21 protein-coding genes are annotated in these 26,989 nt (G+C 59.8%); 6 read left to right on the forward strand and 15 right to left on the reverse strand.

Going from position 1 to position 26,989, the window contains the following annotated elements; all coding sequences use genetic code 11:
- Positions 1-527: 527 nt before the first annotated feature.
- From I5L79_RS12185 to I5L79_RS12245, 13 genes are all read right to left on the reverse strand, one after another.
- A complete protein-coding gene (locus I5L79_RS12185; protein WP_196955329.1) occupies positions 528-1,676 on the reverse strand; it encodes an AIR synthase-related protein in 1,149 nt (382 codons plus the stop codon).
- Between the two features lie 130 nt (positions 1,677-1,806).
- Complete coding sequence (purF, locus tag I5L79_RS12190) at positions 1,807-3,318, reverse strand: amidophosphoribosyltransferase (RefSeq protein ID WP_196955330.1); 1,512 nt, start codon at positions 3,316-3,318, stop codon at positions 1,807-1,809.
- Between the two features lie 17 nt (positions 3,319-3,335).
- The gene (gene purN, locus I5L79_RS12195; RefSeq protein WP_231403063.1) at positions 3,336-4,016 is read right to left on the reverse strand and encodes a phosphoribosylglycinamide formyltransferase; all 681 of its coding nucleotides are present in this window, start codon (positions 4,014-4,016) and stop codon (positions 3,336-3,338) included.
- Positions 4,000-5,289, reverse strand: coding sequence for a phosphoribosylamine--glycine ligase (gene purD / locus I5L79_RS12200; protein ID WP_196955332.1), 1,290 nt, complete (start codon positions 5,287-5,289; stop codon positions 4,000-4,002). Before purD ends, purN begins: the two co-directional genes overlap by 17 nt.
- Positions 5,282-5,782, reverse strand: coding sequence for a GNAT family N-acetyltransferase (locus tag I5L79_RS12205; protein ID WP_196955333.1), 501 nt, complete (start codon positions 5,780-5,782; stop codon positions 5,282-5,284). Before I5L79_RS12205 ends, purD begins: the two co-directional genes overlap by 8 nt.
- A gap of 14 nt (positions 5,783-5,796) precedes the next feature.
- Positions 5,797-6,153 carry a nuclear transport factor 2 family protein gene (locus tag I5L79_RS12210; RefSeq protein WP_196955334.1) on the reverse strand — a complete coding sequence of 119 codons (357 nt, stop codon included), beginning with the start codon at positions 6,151-6,153 and terminating at the stop codon, positions 5,797-5,799.
- A gap of 40 nt (positions 6,154-6,193) precedes the next feature.
- Positions 6,194-7,123, reverse strand: coding sequence for a phosphoribosylaminoimidazolesuccinocarboxamide synthase (locus I5L79_RS12215; protein WP_196955335.1), 930 nt, complete (start codon positions 7,121-7,123; stop codon positions 6,194-6,196).
- A 46-nt stretch (positions 7,124-7,169) separates the two neighbouring features.
- Positions 7,170-8,213 carry a phosphoribosylformylglycinamidine synthase subunit PurQ gene (locus I5L79_RS12220; RefSeq protein WP_196955336.1) on the reverse strand — a complete coding sequence of 348 codons (1,044 nt, stop codon included), beginning with the start codon at positions 8,211-8,213 and terminating at the stop codon, positions 7,170-7,172.
- The gene (locus tag I5L79_RS12225; RefSeq protein ID WP_196955337.1) at positions 8,210-11,245 is read right to left on the reverse strand and encodes a phosphoribosylformylglycinamidine synthase subunit PurL; all 3,036 of its coding nucleotides are present in this window, start codon (positions 11,243-11,245) and stop codon (positions 8,210-8,212) included. The genes I5L79_RS12220 and I5L79_RS12225 overlap by 4 nt, the downstream gene beginning before the upstream one ends.
- Positions 11,246-11,370: 125 nt before the next feature.
- Positions 11,371-11,985 (reverse strand): orotate phosphoribosyltransferase, encoded by a 615-nt coding sequence (gene pyrE, locus I5L79_RS12230; RefSeq protein WP_231403064.1) that lies wholly within the window; start codon positions 11,983-11,985, stop codon positions 11,371-11,373.
- A 61-nt stretch (positions 11,986-12,046) separates the two neighbouring features.
- Positions 12,047-12,808, reverse strand: coding sequence for an orotidine-5'-phosphate decarboxylase (gene pyrF, locus I5L79_RS12235; RefSeq protein WP_196955339.1), 762 nt, complete (start codon positions 12,806-12,808; stop codon positions 12,047-12,049).
- A gap of 65 nt (positions 12,809-12,873) precedes the next feature.
- Positions 12,874-13,722: a dihydroorotate dehydrogenase gene (locus I5L79_RS12240; protein WP_262894884.1), complete on the reverse strand. Its 849-nt coding sequence runs from the start codon at positions 13,720-13,722 to the stop codon at positions 12,874-12,876.
- A 213-nt stretch (positions 13,723-13,935) separates the two neighbouring features.
- Entirely contained in the window at positions 13,936-14,151 is a 216-nt protein-coding gene (locus tag I5L79_RS12245; RefSeq protein ID WP_196955341.1) for a hypothetical protein, read from the reverse strand.
- A gap of 751 nt (positions 14,152-14,902) precedes the next feature.
- On the opposite strand from I5L79_RS12245, the gene I5L79_RS12250 reads away from it, so the two are divergent.
- Positions 14,903-15,478 carry a DUF4468 domain-containing protein gene (locus I5L79_RS12250; protein WP_196955342.1) on the forward strand — a complete coding sequence of 192 codons (576 nt, stop codon included), beginning with the start codon at positions 14,903-14,905 and terminating at the stop codon, positions 15,476-15,478.
- 494 nt (positions 15,479-15,972) lie between these two features.
- Here I5L79_RS12250 and I5L79_RS12255 read toward each other — a convergent pair whose 3' ends face one another.
- A complete protein-coding gene (locus I5L79_RS12255; protein ID WP_196955343.1) occupies positions 15,973-18,159 on the reverse strand; it encodes a T9SS type A sorting domain-containing protein in 2,187 nt (728 codons plus the stop codon).
- A 326-nt stretch (positions 18,160-18,485) separates the two neighbouring features.
- On the opposite strand from I5L79_RS12255, the gene I5L79_RS12260 reads away from it, so the two are divergent.
- Both I5L79_RS12260 and I5L79_RS12265 read left to right on the forward strand, forming a co-directional pair.
- Positions 18,486-19,847 (forward strand): sigma-54-dependent transcriptional regulator, encoded by a 1,362-nt coding sequence (locus I5L79_RS12260; protein WP_196955344.1) that lies wholly within the window; start codon positions 18,486-18,488, stop codon positions 19,845-19,847.
- An 18-nt stretch (positions 19,848-19,865) separates the two neighbouring features.
- Positions 19,866-22,994 carry a PAS domain S-box protein gene (locus I5L79_RS12265; RefSeq protein ID WP_196955345.1) on the forward strand — a complete coding sequence of 1,043 codons (3,129 nt, stop codon included), beginning with the start codon at positions 19,866-19,868 and terminating at the stop codon, positions 22,992-22,994.
- Between the two features lie 400 nt (positions 22,995-23,394).
- Here I5L79_RS12265 and I5L79_RS12270 read toward each other — a convergent pair whose 3' ends face one another.
- On the reverse strand, positions 23,395-23,769 hold the full coding sequence (locus tag I5L79_RS12270) for a T9SS type A sorting domain-containing protein (protein WP_196955346.1): 375 nt from the start codon (positions 23,767-23,769) through the stop codon (positions 23,395-23,397).
- A gap of 175 nt (positions 23,770-23,944) precedes the next feature.
- Between I5L79_RS12270 and I5L79_RS12275 the strand changes: the two genes are divergently transcribed.
- The 3 genes from I5L79_RS12275 to I5L79_RS12285 all read left to right on the forward strand — a co-directional run bounded on the left by I5L79_RS12275 (position 23,945) and on the right by I5L79_RS12285 (position 26,941).
- Positions 23,945-25,057 (forward strand): NAD(P)/FAD-dependent oxidoreductase, encoded by a 1,113-nt coding sequence (locus I5L79_RS12275; protein WP_196955347.1) that lies wholly within the window; start codon positions 23,945-23,947, stop codon positions 25,055-25,057.
- 68 nt (positions 25,058-25,125) lie between these two features.
- Complete coding sequence (locus tag I5L79_RS12280) at positions 25,126-26,238, forward strand: type III polyketide synthase (protein WP_196955348.1); 1,113 nt, start codon at positions 25,126-25,128, stop codon at positions 26,236-26,238.
- On the forward strand, positions 26,231-26,941 hold the full coding sequence (locus I5L79_RS12285) for a methyltransferase domain-containing protein (RefSeq protein ID WP_196955349.1): 711 nt from the start codon (positions 26,231-26,233) through the stop codon (positions 26,939-26,941). Before I5L79_RS12280 ends, I5L79_RS12285 begins: the two co-directional genes overlap by 8 nt.
- Positions 26,942-26,989 lie beyond the last annotated feature (48 nt).

The raw sequence follows: 26,989 nt of genomic DNA on the forward strand, positions 1-26,989 counted from the left end.
TCACCTTCCGTGGCGGCAGACGAACGAGTGCCGGCGCATCCCGGGCCCGTCCTTACCAACGGCAAGCGTACGCTGTTCAAAAAAATGCTGACTGGTCCTGCAGTACCAGTATGGGCCAAAACAATGGGTGGCCTCTCTCCGCAAACCAAGGTGGGTGTAGCCTGGGGGAGGTATTCAGAGCGAATAGTTTCGAGAGTAGAGGAGTTATTCGGCCGACGCCTGAGCACCCTACCTCTCATATTATAGGCACAATATAGATAAACACCATATTAAAAAGCAAACACCCATTTAAATTTTATATCAATTCTATCAAATAAACATCATATACCAGAATAGCCCCTTTAAAATCAACCCCTTTTCCGTCAAACTATTGTTTTTGCATTCAACACCGGAATCTGCTAGGTATGGACGTGAAAAAGCCCGCCCATTCTCTGCTCAGCAGAAAATTGAGGCGGGCTCAGGTTGTTCGGTTGGTATTAGCTGATACCGCGCTGTTTAGGGTAGCATTTTCGCAGTTGTTGCTTTCTTTAGGCCTCGTAGCGCAACTCGCCGGCGCCTACCTGTAGTACCACATCCGTTTCCTGGGTGATGCGGCCAGCTACTTGCGCCTGGTACCCGTGGCTGCGCAGAGTTCCAACCACGGCCTCGGCCTGGTCTTCGTCGGTAACGAGGAGCATCCCATTGCCCATGTTCCAATATAGGTAGGCTTCGGTGGGCGTGATGCCGGCCAGCTCAGCCAGCTGCTGCATGGCGGACAATGGCTCGAAGAGGTTGGTCAGCTCAGCTCCTACTCCGTTTTTGAGGACGCGCTTGAAATTATCGGCAATGCCCCCACCGGTAATGTGCGCAGCTGCGTGCAGAGGCAGGCCGGCATCCAGCACTGCCGCCACACCGGGCGAAAAAATGAGCGAAGGCGCCAGCATCACTTCGCCCCAGGTTTTCGCGCTGTCGGTTGTCAGTTGCTGGTTGTCGGCTTCGGCCCGGTCAATTTTTAATTCTTCATTCTTCATTCCGCTGTAAGGTGCCGTGTGCCACTTCTCACCAAAGGCTTTGGTGAGGGCGCGGCGGGCCAGCGAATAGCCATTGGAGCGGAATGAGGGCGAGCGAAGGGCTACCACGGCCTGCCCGGCGCGCACGTTGGCTCCACTCAAAGGGCGCTCCAGGCTGGGGTGTAGCACGCCCACGGCCGTGGAACACCAGTTAAAGTTCATACGGGCACCGGGGTAGCCGCCGATACGGTTACCCAGCTCGGCAATTTCGCCGCCCGTTACGGCTATCTGGCTGAATTGGGCCGCATCGTGTAGGCCGCGCATGAGCTCATCCACCACCTCGTAGTTGAGCGTGTTCACGTCGATGATGTTCGATAGGTTGGTGGGGATGAAGCCGGCTACCACCAAGTCGTCGGCCACCATGGCAATCAGGTCGTAGCCCAGGGTATCGTAGCGGTCCAGGCGCTCAGCCACCTCAATCTTGGTCCCGATACCATCGGAGCCGATGCCCAGCCGCTCCGCCCCAAACCGTATTTCGTTGGAGAAGCCGCCAGCTAAGTCCTGAGCCGGCTCCCCGGGCTTGCCCGCGCGGGTCGAGAAGGTTTTCTGGGCCCAGTGGTAGGCGTTTTTGGAGGCTGCGTTGCCTTCTTCGATGGAGTAGCCGGCGGTGGCTTTGAGGTTGCTCATGTAGAGAACTTAGAGGTTAGAGGTTAGAAGTTAGAATGGCTGAAAGTCAGATACTGTTGGCTTAAGTACGACGGCCTGCAACGTGGCCCAAACGACTCTTGCTTCTATGCGCTGACTTCTAACTTCTCCCTTAATGCTCGGTGGGTGCGGGGGCTTTGGCGCTGACGGAGGTGGGTACAACCTCCTCCTTTTTGTCTTTGTCGGGGCGGTGGCTTTGGCGCTCCTCTTGGATGTGGCGCAGGTACTTGGTTACGTCGCCGGTGGGGTAGTTTCCGGTGAAGCACGCGAAACAGCTGCCGCCGTGGCCCTTGTCTTCCGAGAACAGCTCCTGCAAATCCTCAATCGACTGGTAGATAACCTTATCGGCCTCGATGTAGCGGCAGATTTCCTCCTCGGTGTAGTTGGCCGCAATCAGCTCGGTGCTCATGGCCATATCGATGCCATAGATGCAGGGCGCAATGATGGGCGGTGCGCTGGAAATAAAGTACACCTCCTCAGCTCCCGCTTCGCGCAGAATCCGCACAATGCGCCGCGAGGTAGTGCCGCGCACGATGCTGTCGTCGACTACGGCAATCTTCTTGCCCTCCACAAACTCCCGGATAGGGTTCAGCTTTTTCTTCACAATATCTTCCCGCCCGGCCTGACTGCTCACGATAAAGGAGCGGCCCATGTGGTTGTTCTTCACCATGGCCCGGCGGTAGGGCACCCCAATGGCTTCGGCCAGACCCGACGCCGAAAAGTACCCCGATGACGGCACGTCAATCACCATATCCGGCTGAATGCCCGACTCAATGACCTTGCGGGCCAGCATCTTGCCCAGCCGCACCCGCTCCCGGGCCACCAGGCGGCCGTGGATGGTGGAGTCTTCGCGGGCGAAGTAGATGTGCTCGAACACGCAGAAGTTCTTTGGCAGGCTGTACGGGTTCTTGTAGTGTACCTGGAAGTCCTTGTCGATAAACACCGCCTGACCGGGCCCTACGTTCTTGATAAACTCGAAGCCCAGGTAATCAAAGCAGGTGCTTTCCGAAGCAAAAGCGTAGACGGGACCGGCTTCCGTGTCACGGCGGCCGAGCACTAGCGGACGGATGCCCAGCGGGTCGTTGAAGGCCAGCAAGCCGTGCCCGGCAATGACGGTAATGGTGGCGTAAGCGCCTTTTACCAGCTCCTGCGTCGTCTCTACCGCGTCGAAAATATCGACAACGGAAAGGTTATCGAGGTTTTTCAGGCGCAGCTCCGAGGCGAAGGTGTACATGATGAGCTCCAGGTCGTTGCTGGTCTTGGGCAGCACGTGGTACTTCTCGTGCAGGCGCTTGGCGGCTTGGCGGAAGTTGATGACGTTGCCGTTGTGCACCATAGACAGCCCAAAGGGGTAGCTGGTGGTAAACGGCTGCGCCAGCTCGGCATCGTTGGAGCCCTGGGTCGTATAGCGGGCGTGGCCGATGCCGATGTTGCCCTTCAGCTTCCGGAGCTGCTTGGGTTTAAACACATCCGAAATCAGCCCATTGCCTTTGCAGAGGTGAAAGTTGTCGTCGAAGGTGGCAATGCCAGCCGCGTCCTGACCGCGGTGCTGAAGCGCCGTCAAGCCAAATACGATGTCGTGGGCGACGTCATCGGGGCCGTAAAAACCTACTATTCCGCACATGACTTTTCAATTAGGAATTAGGAATTAGGAATTAAGAATTGAGGGAAGCCGTCAGAATCAGCAGAGCCGATTCTTAATTCTTCATTACTAATTCTTAATTGCCCGCGCAGCAAGCCAGCCAGCGTATCGGCGTACAGGGTATGCTCCACGGCCAGGCCGCGTCGTTCTACCTCCGCCAGGGTATCGACCCCGCGCAGGTCCACCGGATGCTGGGCCAGAATGGGGCCGGTATCTAGGCCCTCATCAACCAGATGCACCGTGATTTTGGTTTCCGGCAGCTGATTTTCGAAAGCCCACTCGTAGGCATGCAGGCCCTGGTGCTGGTGCGTATCGGCAGGATGAATGTTGAGAATACGGCCCGCAAACGCCCGAATGAACGTGGGCGAAAGGATGCGCATGTAGCCAGCCAGCACCACGTAGTCGGGCTGGTACTGGCGCAGCACATCTACCACTTCGGCATCAAACTCCGCCCGCTTGCGGTCCTGGCTGCCGAGGCTGGCCGTGGGGCAGCCCAGGGCGGCGGCCGTTTTCAAACCGGGGGCCTCAGGCTTGTTGCTAAACACCACCGCTACTTCGGCCAGATTCTGCAGCACGCCGTGTTGCACGGCCTGTACCAGGGCCACCATGTTGGAGCCCCGTCCCGACAGCAGAATGGCCAGGCGCGCCTTTCGGATGCTATGATTACCAGTTGCCGGCAAGGATGGGTTCCGGCCGCTGGCCGATATCGGTACGGATGTAGGCATCCTTAAATTTAACTCTTTCTGCTTCCCGATACACGTGAGCTACAGCCTCTTCCAGCTCTTCCCCGTGTCCAACCAGTACCATCACCCGGCCGCCACTGGTCACCAGCTCGCCCTCGGCGTTATGCCGGGTAGCTCCGTGGAAGGCCAGAATGCTGGGGTGCAGCTCATCGAGGCCGGTGATGGGAAAGCCCGTGGGAAAGTCGGCCGCCGGGTAGCCGCCCGAGGCCAGCACCACGCCCACGTAGCAGCCGCGGCGCTGGCGGACCGTAGTCTGCTGCAGCTTGCCATCCAGGGTAGCTTCAATGAGTCCGAGCAGACTGCTTTCCATAGCCGGCAGCAGCACTTCGGCTTCCGGGTCGCCGAGGCGCACGTTGTATTCCAGCAGTTTGGGGCCCTGCTCGGTGAGCATGATGCCGAAGTACAGGAAGCCTTTGAAGTTGAACTGCTCGTTTTGCAGGCCGCGCAACGTGGGGTCCACGATGCTGGTGCGGATGGCGGCCAGCACGTTGTCGTCGCAGAAGGGCACGGGGCAGTAGGCGCCCATGCCGCCGGTGTTGGGGCCCTGGTCGCCGGCCAGCAGCTGCTTGTGGTCTTGCGACGGGGCCAGCAGCCGCACCTGGTTGCCATCCGTCACGCCGATGATGCTGATTTCCGGGCCGGTCAGTTTTTCTTCCAACAGAAATGAGAACCAGCCGGTGTGCTGCTGCTGCAAGTCGTCCAGCGCAGCCTGCGCTTCTTCCACAGAAGAGCACACGTACACGCCTTTGCCAGCCGCCAGCCCGTCGTACTTCACTACTACCTGCCCATCCAACTCGGTAGCTTTGGCGCGGGCTTCGGCCAGTTTATCACTGCGGTATTGCCATGACATTGCCGTAGCCACCCCGTGCCGCCGCATGAAGTCCTTGCTCCATACCTTGGAGCTTTCCAGCACTGCCCCGGCCCGCGAGGGACCAAACACGCGGATGTCGGAGCCGGTAAAATAATCGACCACGCCCGCCGCCAGGGGCGCTTCAGGCCCTACTGCAATCAGCTTCACGCCCTTGGCTTCGCAGAACTGCTGAATGGCGGGAAAGTCGGTGGCACTGATTTCGGGGTAACTATTTGGAATGCCAGCGTTACCGGGCAGTACGTGCACAGTTGCGCCGTCGCGGGTCAGCTTCCAGGCCATGGCGTGCTCACGCGCCCCGCCGCCCAGGAGTACAATGGGTTTATTTGAAGGACTAGTCATAAGTAGGTAGTTCGGCTGCGTCAGAAGAAGGCAGAAGCTTGCCGAAACAAGCAGAATTTTTGCGGCCAAGATACTGGCCGTAATTAGGGCGGCGCTGGTATCCGTTCTTGAGGTAAAAGCGGCAGGCCTCGGTATTAGCTACCCGGGTTTCCAGCCACAACTCGGTGTAGCCGGCGCGGCGGGCCTCGGTTTCGAGCCGGTGCAGCACCGCTTCGCCAATGCCCTGACGGGCATACCTGGCGAACATGCGCTTTACCTCGCCAATACCCTCGGCTAGGGGCCGCACGGCTCCGCACCCTACGGCTTCTCCTTCCTGCCGGGCCAGCAGAAAGATGTAGCGTGGGTCACCGCTTTGCCACTCCGTAAACGAAGCCCGACCGTCGCTGCCGAAGCGCGCCCCCAGCTGCTCCGACAAGGCGTCGAGCAAGGGCTGCGCTTCCGCCGCCTGGGGCAAGGAGACTTCGATCTGTAGGGTAGCGGCAGTGGCGGGCATACGTCGGGTGTGGCTTAGCTGATGTCGTCAATGGAAGCTATCAGCCCGTTAGAGAACTGAAAAACGGACCTACCCTGCAGCTGCAGCGTGTCGCCCGGTTTGAGGCCGTTGGGAAATGCAATGGCCGCCACGGCGGTGTAGTCAATTACCACTTCCACGCGGTTGTCGGCTAGTTGCCAATCCGTGATGCGCTGCTCCCGCTGGGAGAAATACTGCCGGGCCTGCTCGGCCTGCTGGCGGAAGCTTTCCTTGTCGTGAGTTGTCAGGTTGACTTCGCCGCCGGAAATATTGCGGAACACCACGTCCTCGTGCAGATGGCGCACCATCCCGTTTACATCGAAACGGTTGTACGCATCGATGTAGTCTTGCACTAGTTGTTTGTGTTTCGCACTCTCCATTCGATTCGTCTTATCAGGCACCTTTCATGATACCGGCGCGCACTAGGTTGCCGATGAGGCGGGCCTGCACGTCGTTGCCAGCAGTTTCGTCGCCGGTAGGTAGCGGGGCACCCGTGATACGCTCGTAAATATCGAGGTAGCGGCGGGTGGCTTCGGCGGATACTTCGGGGGTGAGGGCGCGGGGGTACTGGCCGTCCTGCTTATTGGCAATCAGCCACTGGCGCACGTACTCCTTATCCATTTGCTCGGCCGTCTCGGGGTTTCTGGCGTAGTCCTCGGCGCTCCAGAACCGCGATGAGTCGGGCGTGTGAATTTCGTCAATCAGAATCAACTCTCCATCCAGCAAGCCAAACTCGTACTTGGTATCCACCAGGATGATGCCGCGCTCGGCCATCCACTTAGAAGCGAAGTTGAACAGCTCCAAGGACTTCACCCGCATCCTCTCGTACAGCTCCGCCGACACCCAGCCTTCCGCTACCAAGTTCTCCGGCGTTATTTCACGGTCCGACTCCTCCTTGGTGGTAGGCGTCACGATGGGCTCGGGGAACTGCTGGTGTTTGGTTAGGCCGTCCGGTACCGTCACGCCTGAGAAGGTGCGTTGGCCCTGCTGGTAGCCGCGTAGCATCGAGCCCGTGAGGTAGTTGCGCACCACCATCTCCACCCGAATTGGCTCGGCCTCCTTGGCTAGCGTCACGTTCGGGTCGAGCAGCGAAATCACGTGGTTCGGAATGATGTGCTGGGTTTTGTCGAACCAGAAAGCGGCCAGCCCGTTCAGCACCGCGCCTTTGTGGGCCACGGGCGTTTCCAGCACCGAATCGAAAGCCGAGAGGCGGTCGGTTACCACGATAAGCCGCTCCCCGGAAGGGGCGCGGTACGAGTCGCGAACTTTGCCGCGGTGCAGGAGTTCGAGCTGGGGGGTATCGAAGTGGTTGAGGGTGTTCATACAACGAGTTAGCAGCCGGCGCTAGGCCAGTAGCTTGCGGAGGTGTCTAGGATGAAAACTGGCGGGCTTCCTGAGGTGTAGCGGCGGTTTGGCGCTGGCTCTGCACGTGCTCCACAATGTTGCGGAACAAGCGCAGGCCGTCCCCTTCCTCGCTCAGGCCGGGGTTCTGACGCTTGCGCCGGGCCCAGTCGGGGTGGTTATAGAGGGACAGGAAGGCCTCGGGGTGCGGCATCAGCCCGAATACCTGGCCGGTGATATCGGTCAGGCCGGCGCAGTTCAGGTCGGCACCGTTAGGATTGTGCGGGTACACGTCCGTCGGTGAGCCATCGAAATCAGTGTAGGCCAGGCAGTTCAGCGCACGTGCTTCGATTTGAGCCAAAGTCTCTTCGCCTTTAATAATCAGGCGTCCTTCGCCGTGGCGCACGGGCACTTCCATTGAGTCGATGCCTTTCAGGAAAGGGGAATTCGACTTCGGGTTGACTTTCAGGCGCACCCACCGGTCTTCGTAACGGCCTGAGGCGTTGTGCGTCAGGGTTACTTCGGGCGTTACGTTGCCACTCAGGTTGGGGAGCAAACCTAGCTTCACCAGCACTTGAAAGCCGTTGCAGATGCCCATCACGAACTTGCCGTTGGCGATGAACTCCTTGATGTCGTCGAGCAGAGTACGGCCCTCGGCGTTTTTGCGGTAGCGCAGCTTATTGGCCAGCACCACGCCCGAGCCCAGGTCGTCGCCGAAGCTGAAGCCGCCGGGGAAGTTCAGGATGTCGTAGTCGTGGATGCTGATGTGGCCGTGCAGCACCTGGTTCAGGTGCACGATGGTTGGCTCGGCGCCGGCTAGCTTGTAGGCGGCAGCAAACTCCTCTTCGCAGTTGATGCCGAAGCCAGTCAGGATGAGGGCGCGCACTGGCTGCTCGGCAGCAGTTTCTGCCGACACGTGTCCTAGAGGCTCGGTGCTTTCGTGGCCGCCGTCAATGCTCTTGTAGCCGAGCACCGTCACGGTACCGTCGGCGTTGGTTTGCGCTGGTCCCGTCTCGTCGCGCTGCGGCATGGGCGGCGAATTCAGATCCGGAAATAATGGTTTCTCGTTCATGATACCTGAGCCGCTTCGTGCTGGCCGAAGCCGATAATTCTGTTTACTGGGCCATTCGTCCACTCGTGGCGCAGGGCCGCCGCGCTGGCCGAAATAACGGTTTGCCCGTTGTGGCGCACCGTGAGCTGGCTGTCCTGCGTTACCACACCGAGGCGGGTAGCGCGGGCGCCGAAGTGCTGCTCGAAAGCCACCACATCTTCCGGCGCCACCGTGGCCACAAAGCGGGAGTGCGACTCCGAGAACAGCTGCGCCGCTAGGCCTAGGCCAGTAGCAGGCAGCTCCACATCGGCGCCAAACCCATGCCCAAACGTGGCTTCCGCCAAGGCAACCGCTAGGCCACCATCCGATAAGTCGTGGCAAGACTGAATGAGGCCGTTGTCGTTGGCCTGGCCCATCAGCGTGTAGAGGGCTTTGGCTTCTTCGAACCGAACCTTGGGCACGTTGGCGCCTAGCTCACCGAAAAGCTGATAGAACTCTGAGCCGCCCAGCTCGTCGTAGGTTTCGCCCAGCAGGTACACCACGTCATCGGCTTGCTTAAAGTCGGAGGTGATGGTGCGGCGCACGTCCTCGATTTTGGCGGTCATGGAATACAGGACCGTGGGCGGAACGGAAATCTTCACGCCATCGGCCTTGAAGTCGTTCTTCATCGAGTCCTTGCCCGAGGTGAGCGGGATGCAGTAGGCCGCCGTGGCATCGCGCAGGGCCTGGCACATGCGCACCAGCTTGGCCAGCTTGTGCTTGCCGTCGGGGTTGGTAGTGGGGTCGTACACCGAGTCGGGTACGCAGAAGTTGTCGTTCACCGACCAGAAGTTGCCGTCGCCGTAGCTTAGGTTGGGCAGCTTCCCTCCTACCGCCACAATCTGGCGCACAGCCTCGTCAAACGCGCCGGCCGACATATCATAGGCGTCTATATCGCCAAAGCGAGGCAGGATACCGTTGCTCACCGCTACCCCTTCCCAGCTCTCGAAGTTGAAGCGCACCACGGCGGCATCCTGCGGAGCCTGACCGGTAGCACCCATGAGCGGCTTGATAATCGTGCGGCCTTTCACCTCGTGGTCGTACTGCCGAATTACCGATTCGCGGGAGCAGATGTTGAGCGAGCCCAGCAGGCGGCTCAGCACGTCGGTATAGTCGAGGTCAGTAGGTAGCGCGGGCTCCTGGGCGGTAGGCTTGGTCCACTCGGCTTCCAGCACTTTGCGGGGCACGCCGTTGTGCAGGAACTCCATGTCAATACGGGCCACCGATTCCCCGTCGAAGCGTACGTCGAGGCTGCCATCGGAGGTAAAGTAGCCGATATCGGTCAGCTCCACTTCCATTTCCTGGCCTAGGGCCATCAATTCAGCCATCTTGCTCGGCTCCACAGCCAGCGAGAAACGCTCCTGCGACTCCGACACGAAGATTTCCCACGGACGTAGACCAGGGTATTTCAGGGGCACTTTCTCCAGCTCCACCACGGCGCCGCCGCTGATGGTAGCCAGCTCGCCAATGGAGGAAGACAAGCCGCCCGCACCGTTGTCGGTGCTGCACTTGATAAGGCCGCGGCGGGCAGCTAGGATCAGGAAGTCCATGGCCAGCTTCTGGGTAATGGGCGAGCCAATTTGCACAGCCGTGGCGGGCGAGGTTTCGTCTAGCTCAATGCTGGAGAAGGTAGCGCCGTGGATGCCGTCTTTGCCCACCCGACCACCGGCCATGATGATGCGGTCCTGAGCATCAATCTTCTTTTCCCAAGAATCGAGACCAGCCAGCTGCATGGGCATTACGGCGCCGGTGCCGCAGTACACCAGCGGCTTACCCGCGTACCGATCATCGAACACAATGGCACCGTTCACCGTCGGTACGCCCGACTTATTGCCGCCATCTTCAATGCCCTTGCGGACGCCTTCGAAAATGCGGCGCGGGTGCAGCTGGTTGCTCAGCAGGGTGCCCGAAAACTCAGGGTTGCCAAAGCACAGTACGTTGGTATTGAACAGCAGCCGCGCCCCCCCAATGCCCGTAGCCAGTGGGTCACGATTGTTGCCCAGGATGCCGGTAATAGCCCCGCCGTAAGGGTCGATAGCCGAGGGTGAGTTGTGCGTCTCGACCTTCCACACGAACAACGACTCCGGGTTGATACGCACGGCGCCGGCGTTGTCGCTGAACACCTTAATCAGCCAGTCGTTGCCGTTGGCGCGGAGCTGGCGGTCAACCTCAGAGGTAGCGTTTTTGATGTAGGTTTTGAACAGAGAGTCCACCTCAAACTCCTCGCCCGTGTCCGCATCCCGGTATTTAATAACAGCGCTGAACTCCTTATGCTTGCAATGCTCCGACCACGTCTGGGCAATGATTTCCAGCTCGCAGTCTGTAGGGTCCTGGGGCAGGCCGGCGGCTTGGCGCCTAGCGGCAATGCTGGTGTAATGGTCGCGCACGACGCGCATTTCCTCCAGGTTCAGGGCGTAGAGGTTGTCTTTCGACAGCTTAACCAGCTCCTCATCCGAGAGGCCTACCAGCGGCACCGTGTCCGTAATAGATTCGGCCCCACCGCCCGGCCGCGGCGTATAGTCGCGAATCTGGGCTATGGGGCCGACCTCGAAGCGGTTGATCATTTTGTTGCCGAGCAGGTCTTCGGCCAGGCGGCGCAGGCTACTCTCCGGCAGCTCGTGCTCCAGGAAGTAGAGCCGTTTGCTGAAGATGTGCTGGGTATGGGTGTCCAGCGGCTGGTTCAGGAAGTCGCCGAGGGCGTTCTGGGCCGATATGCCTTCGTCGTCGGTTACGCCGGGCAGCTTGGCCACTAGGATGTAGCTTTTGTATTCGGAGCCGTGGCGGAACTCGTCGAGGGCTACGTCGTGCAGCACGGGGTCCTGGAGGCAGTGGGTGGCGAAGTCGCGCAGTTGCTCATCGCTCACGGGGTAGCGCACCGTGTAGAGGGCGGTGCTTTGCACCCGGCCAGTAGAGAGGCCTAGGTGGCGTTGGGCAGCTTCGGCTACGCGTTGGCCCTCGCCATCGTGTTGGCCGGGCTTGAGCAGAAGCTGTATGGTTCTTTGGGTAGAGTCCAAAAGAGGGAGGTTTGTCTATTTTTCGGGTTTCCCACGCTGAGGCGACTGTGCCACCGTGAGGAAGCATACCCACGCAGGGTACGCCGAAAATGCCTTGCCGTAGCGCCGGTTGCGCCGCAGTAGGTTCAAGAAAACGCTTTATCGGGCCGACTGCCCGGTTTCACCACCGGAATACCTGCCCGGCACAGCGGGCAATCATCGGGTGCGTAGGTAGCCGCCGTAACTGGCAGCAGGGCAAAGTTCGGGAAATTCAGCGCAGCATTCCCACCCGTGCGGTCAATTAAACTGGCCACGGCCAAAACTTTTGCGCCTAAGCCCTCTAGTACCCGCGCTACTTCATTGGTGCTCTTGCCCGTAGTAACTACGTCTTCGGCAATAATAACCTTCTGACCTAGCTCGATGGTAAAGCCCCGTCGCAGGGTCATCTGCCCCGAATCATCCCGCTCCGTGAAGATGCCCGGTACGCCCAGCTGCCGGGCTAGCTCGTAGCCAATGACCACGCCGCCCATAGCAGGGCCCACCACCACATCGGGCTGCAAACCGGCCTGTTGAATTTGGCGGGCCAGTTCCGCAGCGGCCGGCGCGGCCAGGTCGGGGCGGCGCAGGAACCGGGCACACTGCACGTAGGTATCAGAATGCAAACCGGAGGAAAGGCGGAAGTGGCCGCGCAACAGCGCATCTTCCTGCAGGAGTTGCTCTTCTAGTTCTTCAGAAGTGAAGGTGGGTTGGGCAGAAGTCAAGGGTAAAACTCGATTGTATAAGGTTTGGAAAGGCTTCATTGATGAAGCAGGACGGGTGGGATTACGCCGTTACGGGGCGGAACCGATTGATCTGCTCTACCAGCTCCCGCGCCGTTGCGCCGGCATCGGCTGCTTGCCATAACACGCGTGACGTATTAATGAGGAGGCCGGAGCCGTCGGGGCGAAGGCCCGCTTTCAACGTGGCTTGCAGGTCGCCGCCCTGGGCGCCCACGCCGGGCACCAGGAACCAGAGCCCTGGGCAGAGGGTACGCAGGCGGCCTACGGCCTCGGCATTGGTAGCGCCAACAACTAGCCCGATGCCTCCAATTTCGGAATCCAGGCGACTGGCTACTTTAGCTACCCCATCGGCCAGGGAGCCGCCGCGGGTGAGGGCCATGTCCTGCATGGAGTACTGCGACTTATTCGAGGTTTTGGCCAGCACAAACACCAGCTTGTTTTCTCGCACAAACGGCCGCACCGCGTCGTCGCCCATATAGGGGTTTACCGTGACGCCATCAGCCCCTACCACGTCGTAGGCGAAGCGGGCATAGTGGTCGGCGGTGTTGGCTATGTCGCCGAACTTGCCATCCAGAATCACCGGAATATCCTTTGGAATGCGCTGCACCGTTTCTTTCAGAAGCTGCACCCCGTTTTCCCGGCTCAGAAAGAAGGCCAGGTTGGGCTTGAAGGCGGCGGCATAGGCGTGCGTCTGGTCGATAACTTCGGCCAGGCGTCGGGCTACCTGGGCATCGTCGCCCACGGGGTCTAGGCCGACGCAGAGCAGGGAGTTAGCGGTTTCGGTGCGTTGAATAAGCTTTTGCATGGGTGGGTTGATAAGTGTAAAAGCGGGTATTTTCTGGAAGAGGCAGTACTACTTTGGGCAGCCCATCACGAATTGATAGGCACCAGATGCCCGCACTCGGCAGCTAGGCGCGCCGAAAGGCCGGGCTCCAGCCACTCGCCGCTGGCTACCTGCACGGCCACGGCGCCGCAACGCATATAGTCGGTAACGTGACCTGCTGTGAATACCCCGCCGGTGCCCACGACGGGCAGGGTAATGCGGGCATCGTGCGCCAGCTCCCACACGCAGCGTAGGGCTACGGGGCGCAGGGCTTCGCCGGAGAGGCCGCCCGCTACCGGCGCATCGGCAGCATTGTCGGATAGGTGCAGGGCTTTGAGCAGGTTGGTGGCAGCCAGGGCAGTGGCGCCCCCTTCCTGAGCACCCAGCGCCAGGCCTCGGATGTGCTCGGGCCAGGGTGGTAGCTTCACGAGGATGATGGCATCGGGGCCTAGCTCATTGCGTACCGCCTGGGTGGCTTCGCGCACAAACTTGGCGTTCAGCTCCGCGCCCTTTTCAGTATCGGGTTGGGTGATGTAGACTTCTACCCCAGCTATCTGGGCGCCTACCTCTCGGGCCAGAAAGCGCGCAATCTTGCGAAACCCCGGCACGCCGGGCGCCGTGATGCTCACCAGCACTGGTACGCCGTAGCTGAGTAGGTGGGGTAAATGCTCCTGCACCAGAATTTCGGCGCTTTCCGTGTGCATGTTGGTGGCGTTGAGCAGGGTTTGCTCATTCACCTGCCAAATGCCTTCTTCGTAGAGCCCGGGCTTGGGCTCCATGGTTACGGTACGGGTAAATATGGCGCCCAGACGGTCGTAAGCCGGTCCGGCCGGCAGTTGCCACGGAGCCGCTGCCAAGCATACGGGATTTTGTAAAGTAAGCGGGCCGAGTTGCATAGGATACTTGCTACGAAAGTGCGTTGAGAGTTCTGATCGGGCCGGAAGTGGGTGGCTCACTGGCCTGGATCTTCACCAATTTTCCCCTGATTTAGAGTCCCTAACTGTGAACCACCCGGTCCTGCCCCCGGGCAGGATTTCCATCACTGACGTTTGGGCCGGTGTAAAAAACAAAGCACCCGGTAAGCTACCGGGTGCTAGGCAAAGCGAGAATTAGATTACATCGTCGCGGTTGATTTGAAAAGGCAGGTATTCCTGGCTGTCTTTCCGGCCGAAAATGAGTTGCGCGGCTACGTCCACAATGTGCGACATGTTATGGCTGCTGACGAAGCCTTGGGCTTCCAGGCAACCATTGGCGTTGAGCACGTTGCGCGCAGCAACAGGAGCGGCTGCTACCATCTGTTGAGAGAGAATGGCGGTATCGTTCATGGGCCTTACCATTGTAGGAAATGTACGCTGGAAAATGGTCGTACTCAGACCGCCCAAGGTGCCAACCAAACTGGTTGGGCACAAAAAAACCGCTTCAAAAACCGAAGCGGCAGTACGGAAGAATCCAGGAAAAATAGAAGAGTCGATGTGCAGAAAGACCTTCCGGTCTTTTCGCAGGACAGCGTTATGACTAGTCCCGCGCTTCATCAGTTTTGCTGGATAAGGTGAAGCATGCGACAAAGCTAAGCATAGTTTTTTACGCCGCAATACTGCCGTAACATTAAGTTTTGTTTGCCGAACTATTGCGCTTAGTCTTTCTGCTGCTTGCCTATTGTGCGGCACCCTTGCAAACCACATGCCTGCGTATATAGCTGACCTGCAACAATCTACTTAAGCATCGTATTTTCATAATACCATACCCTCATGACGATTCCACTATTCAATTGAACTGGGAAAAATAGTGTGTTTTGACGAGCTTCCTCAATAGCAGCCACTCCTTCCGCCCTTTGCAGCAGTACTGGTAAACGGGTAAAATCAGAGTAATACCCAGGTTTTGTCTTTTATGTCGACTTATATATTTAGTCTTTAGAACAGACCGAAACGAAACCCATATAACGATAAAACACAATTTCTTTTCAACTTAACAAACCAATAACGTGCTTTGGAATGTTCAACAATCCTAAAGGCTGTAATTTCGCACCGAGTTCTACGCATCCCGCCCTGTCCTATTTCGGTTTCCTTGTCTGTAGCCATGAAAAAAACGTTCCTTACCCTGGTTGCCGCAGCTTTGCTGACGGCATCCGCCGGTCGAGTACTGGCCCAAAACCACGAGCCCCTGCAGTACGCTGAAACTGTAGCCGCGCCCGAGCCGGGCAAAGCCGCCCTGTTTGGGCGGGCCGCCGAGTGGGTAGACAAGCGCTTTGCTTTTGGCCCTACTTCCGATGTGGTTAACAACGCGGCCACGGGCACCCTGCGCATCACCGGCACCGCCAAAGTGCAGCCGGTTTCCTTGTCCGGCAAAAACGAAGAGCGAGCCGTCCGGTTCGACTTCACCTTCCACTGCACCGATCAGGGCTACGACTACCGGGTTGATAACTTCCGCTATATCTCCGACCCGGCCAACCCCACGGAGCTGGTGCTGCTGGAAGAGTACGTAACCCAGCTCAGCCTGCAAAAAGCTACGGAAAAGACCCACAACGACCGGCGTCTGCGGGCTCAGGCCATGTCGCTGGCCAGTGAGGTTGCTATGACTTTCCGCTCTTATATGAACAGCCTCCCCACTACCGACGACAGCACCGTGGGGCTGCCGGCCCAGGACCACGACTAGCAAAGAGGCTGCTGCTTCCACGGCTATTTAGGCAGCTAATGGAAGCCCGGAGAATTTTCTGCGGTACTGAGGCCGATGCAACCCCTGCAGGCAAGCATGTTCTGCGCGTATGTGGTTATTACTAAACCATCATCACCATTATCATTTTTCCGTAAGCCCGACAGTGTAGCTGGTGCTATCCTTGAAATGCAGAAAGCCGCGTTGCAGCGCGGCTTTCTGTCTTGCCTGAATAGGCTCTCACATCACTCACTCACTGAATTTTACGAGACACCCAAGATATAGGTTAAGAATATACCACGCAACCTATTTCTCGCTTATTTCACTCTGGCTTTTTCAGTGCCCCGTAACCTAACGTCTGTTAGGTTGGTTTTAGCATATTTCCGCGACAACCAAGGAATTTTAAGACGCCATATAACAGGCTCTAGCCAAAATGCCCCGATAGATGCTACGCAGCATCTATCGGGGCATTTTTCCTTGGAATACTCGGGCAACAGCTACGGCGTAACTACTATTTTCTGGATTGCCAGCCGCTGGCCGCTGCCGCCCTGCAGCAGCACGTGATACATACCGGCGGGCAGTTGCTGCACCAGTAGCTGCTGCCCCAGCTGCAACACCGGATACTCGCGCACCAGTCGTCCCTGATTGTCCAAGATACGCACCGAATGGCCCAGCTGGGGCAGGCCCGTGAGGGCAACCTGCACAATACCAGCTGCGGTAGCCGGATTGGGATACACCTGCAGCGCGTAGCTGGCTGCGCCCAGCTCGGCCACCACCACTTCCGATACCTTCTGATGCCCATCCAGGTCTACCTGCCGCAGGCGGTAGTAAAGCTTGGCGGCACCCAGCTTACCGGCCTGCGCGTCGCGCAGGGTGTAGGTACGGGCCTGCGAGCTGCTGCCGGCGGCCTGCACTTGGCCTACTGCCACAAAGGTTTCAGCGCCGGCCTGGGTGGCCCGCTCCACTACAAAGTGGCTGCTTTGCTGCTCCGAGGCCGTACGCCACTGCAGCAGTACGCTGCTACCCTGCACCTGGGCCTGCCAGGCGGTAAGCTCCACGGGCAGCACCACGGGCGTTACGATGTTATTGGGAAAGCCGTACGGACGGTCATCGGCCAAGCCGTAATACATGCGCACGTCACCGAGGGCACCGATACCGTTATTTACTTCCAGCTCCACCCACGTGAAATCCTGTGTGGTCCGGAGCGTCAGCTCACTCTTGTTGCCGCCCAGCACCGCCAGCTGCAGAGCCGAGGCTCCGCTGGCGCTTTCGAGCAGGGTGTTGCCATCGGGTCCGCCGTAGGTGTTGATGCGGAAGTTATTAAGCAGGCTGGCGTCGAGCAGTCCCTCCCCCAGCTGCAGCACCACGCCGGCGGTATTACCTGCCTGGCCGGTGCCATTCAGCTTCACTTTAAGGCGCTGCGTACCCAACACGTTTACCAGGCTGGTAATCTTGGCATAGTCCGTTGTGGAGGCATTGGCAGCATTCTGGGGATTCACAATACCATTTACCGTTCCATTGATATTCACCGATAGTACACTGTTGGACCGAGCCTGGAAGTCCTGGTTTGGCGTGGCGGTGGTATTGTCGGAAAGCGTAATGGTTTCGGCCTCGAAAGCCCGCGGCTCAATTCCGAAACCGTAGTACAGGCGCACATTATTCAGAGCGCTCAATAGCTCTGTCCGGCTGATAGAAACCCGGTCGAAGGCTTCGCTGGTGGCAAAGCTCACGTAGTAGCGGTTGCTGCCGTCGGGCAAGAGATTAAGGCGCAGCAGGGAGGCTCCGCTAAATGTTTCCTGCTCCTCATCACCGAGGTAGGTGCGCACCTGCAGGCCGGCCAGCACGCTGGCGTCGAGCAGGCCGCCATTGCCAATCACAAATCCCGCGTGGTAGCCGGCCGGCGCAATACCTTCCAAACCAACGTTCAGCGTGGCCGGGCAGCTTACATCAACGGCGCTGCTGAAGGAAGCATAGTTGCTGGTCAGGTCCGTGTCGGTGGCGCGCTCGGGGTGCGCTACGGCCGTATTCAGACACAAGCCCAGCGCACCCGGCGATACGGCCGTGCTGGCACTGTTGGTACGCGACAGGTAGCCCTGCACCTCATTCTGGTTGCTGTTGCTGATGCCATAGGCGTAGTACACCCGCAGGTCGTGCTGGTTGAAGATGTCGATGCTGGCGGTCTGGTAATACTCCAGCTTTATCTCATCGAAAGCCTGTGGGGCCTCAAACTCCAGGCGCGTAGGCCGGCTGGAGCCAATAGCGGGCTTGAGCAGGTTCATATCCACCACCAGCTTGTCTTTCTCCACGCCCTTGGCATACGTGGTAATACGCGCCCCACCCAGCAGATTGAGGCTGAGCACCGTAGCCGTGCCGCTCACCACCACCCCGGCCCGACTGTACGCCGGAACCGTACCGTTGAGCTTCATAGAGATGGAAGCCGAGCCCGCAATGATGCCCAGATCCAGCGTGGCAAAGTTGTCGAGGGCCGCATCGGTTGCGTGTTCTTTGTTGTTTACTTTGGTACAAACCACCGTAATACAACTGGTGGTAACCACGGGCGGTGCCCCGGTTATGGAATAGTATGTCACGGGGTCGGCGGCGGTGGCCTGCAGCCAGGAAATCAGGGCTAGGAAAGACAGAATACCGCGGCGAAGGGCGGCGGCATAAACAGGAAGAAGGCTCATAGCAAACTGCGTTAAAGTGTATACACTGGGCAGTCTGACTTACAACCTGTTTGCCATCCTCAATAAATCATATCCAGACCCTGCTAATCGTCTAATAGTGCAGTCAGCCATATCCTCTGTTTCCCATTTTGGGAAACAGAGGCAAATATTAGGGAATATATATTATACAAAACGCGGCTTGTTCTTTCAGCAACAAGATTTTGTAAATCAGATATTTAGCAAAGCTCTAAGCTAAACGCTCCAAATTGGCTAAACAGACCACATCTGGGGCCCGATAGATTACCGTAGGTTATAGTTAAGCTTCCCACCTTACCGCTGCTATTTCTATGCCCATTGTTACGCCGGCCTTCCGCATATTCATTGTTGAAGATAATGAGTGGTACGGCCAGCTGCTGGCTTACCGCCTCAACCAGAACCCCGACTACACGGTTACCCGGTTTGCCTCGGCCCAGGAGTGCCTGAGCCAGCTCGCGCAGAAACCTGACCTGATCAGCCTGGACTATGGCCTGCCCGACATGGCTGGGGATGAGGTTTTTCGCCGCATTAAGGTGCAGCTGCCTGACGTGGCGGTAGTCGTTATATCGGCCCAGGAAGACGTGCGCACGGCCATTTCCCTGTTGCGCCAGGGAGCCTACGATTATTTGGTGAAGGACGAAGACACCCCGGACCGCCTCTGGCATGTGGCGGGCAACGTACAGCGGCAGGTGACGCTGCGCCGCGAAAACGAGCAGCTACGCCAGCAGCTGGGCCAGGCCACCGACCCGCGCCGGACGCTCCTGGGCTGTAGCCCGCAGATGCAGCAGCTGCAGGGACTGATTGAAAAAGCAGCTCGCACCAACATCAGCGTGTCTTTGACGGGCGAAACCGGCACCGGCAAAGAACTGGTAGCCAAAGCCATTCACGCCCTTTCGGAGCAGCGCACCGGTGCCTTTGTGGCCGTGAACGTGGCCGCCATCCCGCGAGAGCTGCTGGAAAGTGAGCTGTTCGGGCACGAGAAAGGTGCCTTTACGGGGGCCGTGAGTCGCCGGGTGGGCCGGTTTGAGGAAGCCCACCAGGGCACGCTGTTTCTGGACGAAATTGCCGACCTCGACTTCAGCCTGCAGTCGAAGCTGCTGCGGGCCCTGCAGGAGCGCGAAGTTTACCGGGTAGGGGGCAACTCCGCCATTCGCTTTGATGCCCGCCTGATTGTGGCCACGCACCACGACCTGGCCGAGCGGGTGCGGCAGGGCGCCTTCCGGGAGGATTTGTTTTACCGTCTGCTGGGCCTGCCTATTGCGCTGCCGCCCCTGCGCGAGCGGGGCGACGACGTGCTGCTGCTGGCCAAGGCCTTTCTGCGCGACTTTGCGACCCGCAACAACCTGGCCGTGCATTCTTTTTCGCCCGCTGCCTGCCTCAAGCTTCAGCAGTATGCTTTTCCCGGCAACGTGCGCGAGCTGAAAGCCGTGGTGGAGCTGGGCGCCGTGCTGGCCGAGGGCGATACCGTTGAGCCGGTGGACCTGCAGCTGCGGCCCACCTCGCCGGCTGCCAGCCCGGAAACCGCTGCGCCGCTGCGTGCTCAGGTAGCTAGCATTGTACAGCGCTGCCTTGATGCAAACCAAGGCAACATCCTACAGGCAGCGGCTCAGCTTTGCATCGGCAAGTCCACGCTGTACCGCATGCTCCAGAACAAGGAAGTGTATATCAAGTAAGTATGTGTATCTGACTTTATGGCCAACCGCTCCGCTGCCGCTTCCCGCCACCTGCATCATAAGCTAGCCCAGGCCCGGCGCCTGCTGGGCGAGAGCCGCACCCAGCTGCACCAGGCCCGCCTGCACACCACCCGGCTGCAGCAGGCCGCCGCCACCCAGGCGGCCGCCCTGCTGCACACCCTCGACAACGCTATTATCGTAGCCGGCTCCGACCTGCGCGTTTCCCTGGTCAGCCCGGCTTACTGCCACCTGTTTGGGCTGCCCCAGCCGTATGTTCACTACCTGGGTGCGCCAGTGGGCGAAGTGCTTGAGCAGTTCACCATTGGGTTTCAGCACCCCGACGAAGCGGTGAAGCTGCACCGCCACGCCCTGGAGCAGCAGGTACCCCTGCAGGACGCGCTGCTGTCCCTGGCCAATGGGCGCATTTTGAAGCTCAACTACCTGCCCGTGGCCGAGCAAGGCGTGGTGGCCTTGCACCTGTGGAGCTACCAGGACGTGACGCAGCAGCAGCACCTGCAGGCGCATATCAGTCAGCTTTCCCGCCTGGCCGAGTTCAGCCCCCACCCTATTATCTGCTACACGCCGGCTGGCCATCCGCAGTATTTCAACCCCGCTGCCGGGCCCGTGCTGGAGGAGCTGACCGCGCAGGCCTCCCAGGAAGGCAACCAGTTCCTGCGCCATGAGCTGGCGGCTGCCCTGGCGGCGGGCCAGACGCGCTTCCGGCAGTTTGCCCTGAACGACCACGTGTACTACTGGACGGTAGTGCCGCTGCTTACGGAAGATTGCGTGAACGTGTACCTCACCGATTTCACGGATCAGCAGCGCCTTTCCACCGAGCTGGCCAGCAGCCAGCGCCTGCTGGAGCGCGTGCTGGAAACGGCGCCGAACGTTATCTACACCTTTGACCTGCTGGAAGAACGCGTAACGTACTGCAACCGGCACATGTACGACCTGCTGGGCTATACCGAGCAGGAGCTCATGGCCATGGGCGTGGAGGAGTGGCAGCAGCTGCTCGCAGCCGAGGACCGTACGCCCATGCGCGACTACTGGCACGCCATGCGGGCCGCCGCCGATGGCGAAATCCGAACGATAGAGTACCACGTTTACCATCGCAACGGCACTCGGCTATGCCTGCGCACCAGCACTACCCCGCTGGAGCGCGACGCCTCGGGCCAGGCCCGGCTGGCGGCCGGTGCCCTGGAAGACATTACCAAATGGAAGCAGGCCGAAGCCCAGCGCCGGGCTATCAACCGGGGATTGGCGGAGAAAAACCGGCTGTTTCAGCAGATTATCGACACCTCGCCCCAGCTTATCTTTATTCGGGATGCACAGGGACATTTTCAACTGGCCAATCAGGCGGCGGCCGATTTCTATGGGGTATCGAAAAAGCAGCTGTTACGCGGCAACTATGCCGATGTGATGCCCGACGAAGACGTGCGCACGCGGCTGCTGGAGCAGGATCAGCAGGTTATCCGGGCACGGATAGAGCTTTTCACCGAAGAGCATTTTGAGTGGCACGACGGGCGTGAGCGGTGGTTTCAGTGCCTGAAGCAGCCGTTTGTGCTGGCCGATGGCACGGTGCAGGTGCTGGCGGTAGCCAGCGAAATAACGGCGCAGAAACAGGTCAATGCTGAGCTGCGGCAGGCCAAGGAAACCGCCGAGCAGACGGCCCGCGTCAAGCAGGAATTTCTGGCCAATATCAGCCACGAGATTCGCACGCCCATGCACGGCATTCTGGGCATGGCCAGCCTGCTGGGCCGCACTCCGCTCACCGATGAGCAGCGTGAATTTGTGCAGCACATTCAGGAATCGGCCGAAAACCTGTTGGTGGTGATAAACGACGTGCTGGATGTGTCGCAGCTGCTGACGGGCAAAATCAAGCTGGAGGAGCGGGTGTTCGACGTGCGCGACGTGCTGCGCCGCAGCGTGGAGGCGGTGCGCTTTCGGGTTGAGGAAAAAGGCATCAGCCTGCATTTGGAGCTGCCCGCGCCCGACGTGCCCACCCAAGTGCTCGGCGACCCGTACCGCCTCACCCAGATCCTGCTGAACCTGCTCAGCAACGCCGTTAAATTCACAAACCAAGGCCACGTGACCCTGCGCTGCGAGCCGCTGCCCCATCAGGCCAAGATGTGCTGCTTTGCCTTTGTAGTGGAAGATACCGGTATTGGCATTGCGGCCTCGCAGCTCGAGGAAATGTTTGAGCCCTTCACCCAGGCCTCAGCCAGCACGGCCCGGCGCTACGGTGGCACTGGCCTGGGGCTGAGCATCAGCAAAGGGCTGGTGGAGCGGCTGGGCGGCACCATCACGGCCCACAGCCAGGTACAGCAGGGCAGCACGTTCCGGGTAGAGCTGCCGCTGCGTCCGGTTATCGGCCCGGCTACGGCCACACCTACGGCCGTGGAGCAGCCGCCGCTCGGGCCCCACCGCCTTCTGCTGGTGGAAGACAACGCGGTGAGCTTGTTTCTGACGAAAAAGCTGCTGGCCAACTGGGGGCTGGTGGTAGATGCGGCGCCCAGCGGAGCCGAGGCCCTGGAGCTTTTCCGGGCGCATTCGTACGCGCTGGTGCTGATGGACATCCAGATGCCCGAAATGGACGGCATCACCACCACTCACCACCTGCGCCAGCACCCCGATGCGCAGCGAGCGGCCACGCCGGTAGTGGCCCTCACGGCCAACGCACTGCCCGACCAGACGCAGCTTTACCGGGCCGCAGGCTTCCAGGCTTTCCTGTCCAAGCCCTTCTCCGACCAGCAGCTCTATGTGCTGCTGCAGCACCACTTGCCCGCTAAGGCACATATTACGGAGCAGCTGTTCGACTTAAAGAACATTCAGCTGGTAGCCCAGGGCGACGAGGCCTTTATCCGGCACATGATGCAGCTCTTCATCGACACGGCCCCGCCGGCCCTGGCTAAGCTGGAAGGCTTCTACGCGCAGCAGCAGTGGCAGCGCGTGGCCGAAATGGCCCACCACCTCAAAAGCAGCTTTTACTCGCTCAACGTGCGCAGCCTGCTGGAGCCCATCCGGGAGCTGGAAGCCGCCGCCAGCCAGCCGCACGTAGACGCCGGGCACGTAGCCACCCTCATCCGCTACATCCGGCAGGTGGCGGAAACCGTGATAGAACAGCTCCGTCCGCAGATTGGCGCCTGAGGGATGGCAACTCAGCAACCGCCACCGAAACTACCCAGGAGCTTTTGTAGTTTACTCTGTAGCTTCTACCTCTGCCAACAGGGCAAGCGTAGTTGTTTCTTGTACTTTTAACACCCCAGCTTTATGATTCTGCTTGTTTCCGTGGGTATTACCCTGGTTGCCGTGCTGGCCGCCCAGGCCGTTCGGGTTACTCGCCAGCCCGAGCTACAGCCGGTTCGGGTGCGCAGCCGCCGCTAGCGCGCTTTTCTCTTGCCAATTGATGAGCCTTTCCTTACCGGGAAAGGCTTTTTTTTGAACAACATTCGGGCCTTCCCTACTGCTGCCTGAATCACATAAAAAAACCGTGCGGCCACCCCAAGTAGGAGCAGCCGCACGGCTTATAAATAAATTCTCGCCGGGGCTAGCGAATCACGAGCTTGCGCATGGTGCTAGTATTGTCGGAGTCGAGTTTGACGTAGTAGAGGCCGCTGGCGAACTTGCTCAGGTCGAGCGTGCGGGTAAACCGGTCGTTGAGCTCCGTCACGGTTTCGCGGTATACCACGGTGCCGATGATGTTTAGCACCCGCAGCTCCAGCTTACGGCCTTTGAAACCCAGTACAGATACCTGCACGATACCCGTGCTGGGATTGGGATACACCAGCAGGTTTTTTTCCTCTAGCTGAGGTTTATTGCCTGCCTTCTCCGTGGGCTGAGCGGCCGCCTGCGACAGCAAGGCCGAGCCGGGCAGCAGGCCAAACAGCAGGAGAAAGGAAACGAAGCGTAGGAGTTTTATCATAAGGAAGGGCGCAACAAGGCGTTCAGCAATCCAGCAGGAATACTTAACGTGAAGTGTTTAATTAGGTTTGCAAAGGTAACATCCTATGGGAGAATCTGGTTAGCTATATATCCATTCTTTGAGAAAAAACCTATATAGCTGGCCTCTTTTGTATGACTTTTCTGATAATTTTTTCGTGAGCATTCTCATAATCGGTGGCGGGCTGGCCGGGCTGGCTGCGGCCCTTGACTTGGCCGGGCGCGGGCTGGCCGTTACGCTGGTGGAGCGCAAGCAGTACCCTTTCCATCGGGTGTGCGGCGAATACATTTCCAACGAGGTGCTGCCCTACCTGCGCCGCCTCGGCGCCGACCCCGCCGTGCTTGGCCCGGCCAGCATCGAGCAGCTGCTGGTTAGCTCACCGGCCGGCCGCGTGGTGCGCGCCCCGCTGGATTTGGGCGGCTTTGGAATAAGCCGCTACCAGCTCGACTTTTTCCTGTACCAGCTGGCCCTGGAGCGCGGCATGCAAGTGGAAACCGCTACAGTAACTGACGTGGTTTTTGATGCTGCCACGGACACGCACCGCGCTACGCTGGCCGATGGCCGCACGCTGACGGCGCAGGTGGTGCTGGGCGCCTACGGCAAGCGGGCCAACCTCGACCGGCAGCTTAACCGCCCCTTTTTCCGGCAACGCTCCCCCTACCTTGCCGTGAAGTATCACCTGCGCTACGACTTGCCGCGCCATCTCATTGCCCTGCACAACTTCGCCGACGGCTACGCGGGCCTGTCTGCCATCGAAGACGACAAGTACTGCTTCTGCTACCTCACCACCCGCCAAAACCTTAAGCAGCACGGCACCATTCCAGCTCTCGAAACTGCCGTGCTGGCCCGCAACCCCTTTCTGGCCCGGGTATTTGAGCAAGCCGAATTTCTATATCCGCAGCCCGAGGTTATCAACGAAATATCCTTCGCCCCGAAAGCGCCGGTGGAAGACCACGTGCTGATGTGCGGCGACGCGGCCGGGCTGATTACCCCACTGTGCGGCAACGGCATGGCCATGGCCCTGCACGGCGCGGCCCTGGCCGCCGAGCACATTCACGCCTTCGTGCGGGGCGACGTCGGGCGACCAGAGTTGGAAAGCGGCTACCGGCAGGCCTGGCAACGGCAGTTCGGCAGCCGCCTGCGCGTAGGCCGCGCCGTGCAGCGGCTATTTGGCCGGCCGGTGATGAGCGAAGTGGTTATTGGCGGGCTGCGCTACTGGCCCGCCGCCGTGCGTGCGCTTATCGGCGGCACCCACGGCCAACCGTTTTAATCCTGTTCCAGGGTACGCGGGCCTAACTCAATTAGGGCCGGCGGCGTACTTTGCGTAAACTGCACCGAATGTCCAGCTACCTGTGTGCCATTGGCACTGCTACCCCACCGCACCGCCTTGCCCAGCCCCAGATAGCCGACTTTATGGCCCAGGCGCTTCAGCTGGATGCGCCCGAAACCCGCAAGCTCCGCGCCCTCTACCGGGTGTCGGGCATTGAGCACCGCTACTCCGTGCTGCCCGATTATGGCCAGCAGAACGGCCAGTACACGTTTTTTCCGAACACCCCGGGCCTGGAGCCCTTCCCAACGGTTGGGCAGCGGCTGGCTTCGTACCGGGCGCACGCGCTGCCCCTGTCGGTGGAGGCAGCCCGCGCCTGCCTGGCTCAGCTGCCGGAGCTGGCGGCCCCGGATATTACGCACCTTATCACGGTAAGCTGCACGGGCATGTACGCGCCGGGTCTGGATATTGAGCTGGTACACGCGCTGGGCCTTTCGCCGCACGTGCAGCGCACCTGCGTGAATTTTATGGGCTGCTACGCGGCCTTCAACGCCCTGAAAGTGGCCGACGCCTTCTGCCGGGCCGATGCGCAGGCGCGGGTCCTGATTGTGTGCACGGAGCTGTGCACCCTGCACTTCCAGAAAAGCCGCGAAGAAGACCACCTGATTTCCAATGCGCTGTTCGGCGACGGCTCGGCGGCGGCAATGGTGCAGGCCCGCCCCGCCGCGCAAGGTGCCAGCCTGGCCCTACAGGCCTTCCACTGCGACCTGGAGCCTGAGGGCCACGCCGACATGGCCTGGCACATCAACGACTTCGGGTTTGAAATGACTTTGTCGTCGTACGTGCCGCGCATGATTCAGAAGGGCATCCGCCAGCTCACGGAACAGCTGCTTCGGCGGCTGCCGGTTAAGCTGGCCGATATCCAGGCGTTTGCCATCCATCCGGGCGGCCGCAAGATTCTAGAAACCATCGAACAGGAACTGGGCCTGTCGCGCCACGACAACCGCTTTGCCTATCAGGTGCTGCGCGACTACGGCAACATGTCTTCGGCTACGGTGCTGTTTGTGCTGCGCGAGCTGCTGGCATCCTTCACCGCTGCCGATGCCGGGGCGCCTGTGCTCAGCTTTGCGTTTGGGCCGGGTCTTACCCTGGAATCCATGCTGTTGCAGGTCGCCTATGCCTGATTTCTCCCGCCGCGCCACCGGGCCGGAGCTGATGGATGACCTGACGCTGGCCTCCGATGCCCTTCGCCAGAACCTGGATGAGCTGGCCCTCATCAACGCCCGCCTGGGTGGCTACAACGTGGTAACGCAGGCTCTGGAACAACTGGCTTTACCCGTGGGCGGCCCACTGCACCTCGCCGACCTGGGCAGCGGCGGCGGCGACACGCTGCGCTACGTGGCCCACTGGGCCCGTCGCCGCGCCGTGCCGGTGCAGCTGGAGGGCATCGATGCCAACGCCTTTATGCTTAGCTACGCCCGCCAGCACAGCGCCGGCTACCCCGAAATCAGCTTCGCCCAGCACGACATTTTTTCTCCTGAGTTTCGGCAGCGGCGCTTCGATGTACTGACGTGCAGCCTGTTCTGCCACCATTTCTCGGACGACGACCTGGTGCATTTCCTGCAAACCTGGCAGCAGCAGGCCCGCGTGGCCGTCATCATCAACGACCTGCACCGTCACCCGCTGGCATACTACAGCATCAAGTGGCTCACGCGCCTGCTCGGCGGCTCCTACCTTGTGCAGCACGACGCTCCCCTGTCCGTAGCCCGGGCATTCCGGCGCACCGACTGGGAGCAGTTGCTGGCGCGGGCGGGCATCACGCGCTACACCCTGCGCTGGTGCTGGGCGTTCCGGTGGCAGCTGGTAGTGCCGGCAATAGGCGCCTGACGCCGGATTTCGCGGGAAGCTTCTATCTTTTCCGGCGAATTAATTCGT

The sequence above is a fragment of the Hymenobacter guriensis genome, from assembly GCF_015773195.1.
GTDB lineage: Bacteria > Bacteroidota > Bacteroidia > Cytophagales > Hymenobacteraceae > Hymenobacter > Hymenobacter guriensis.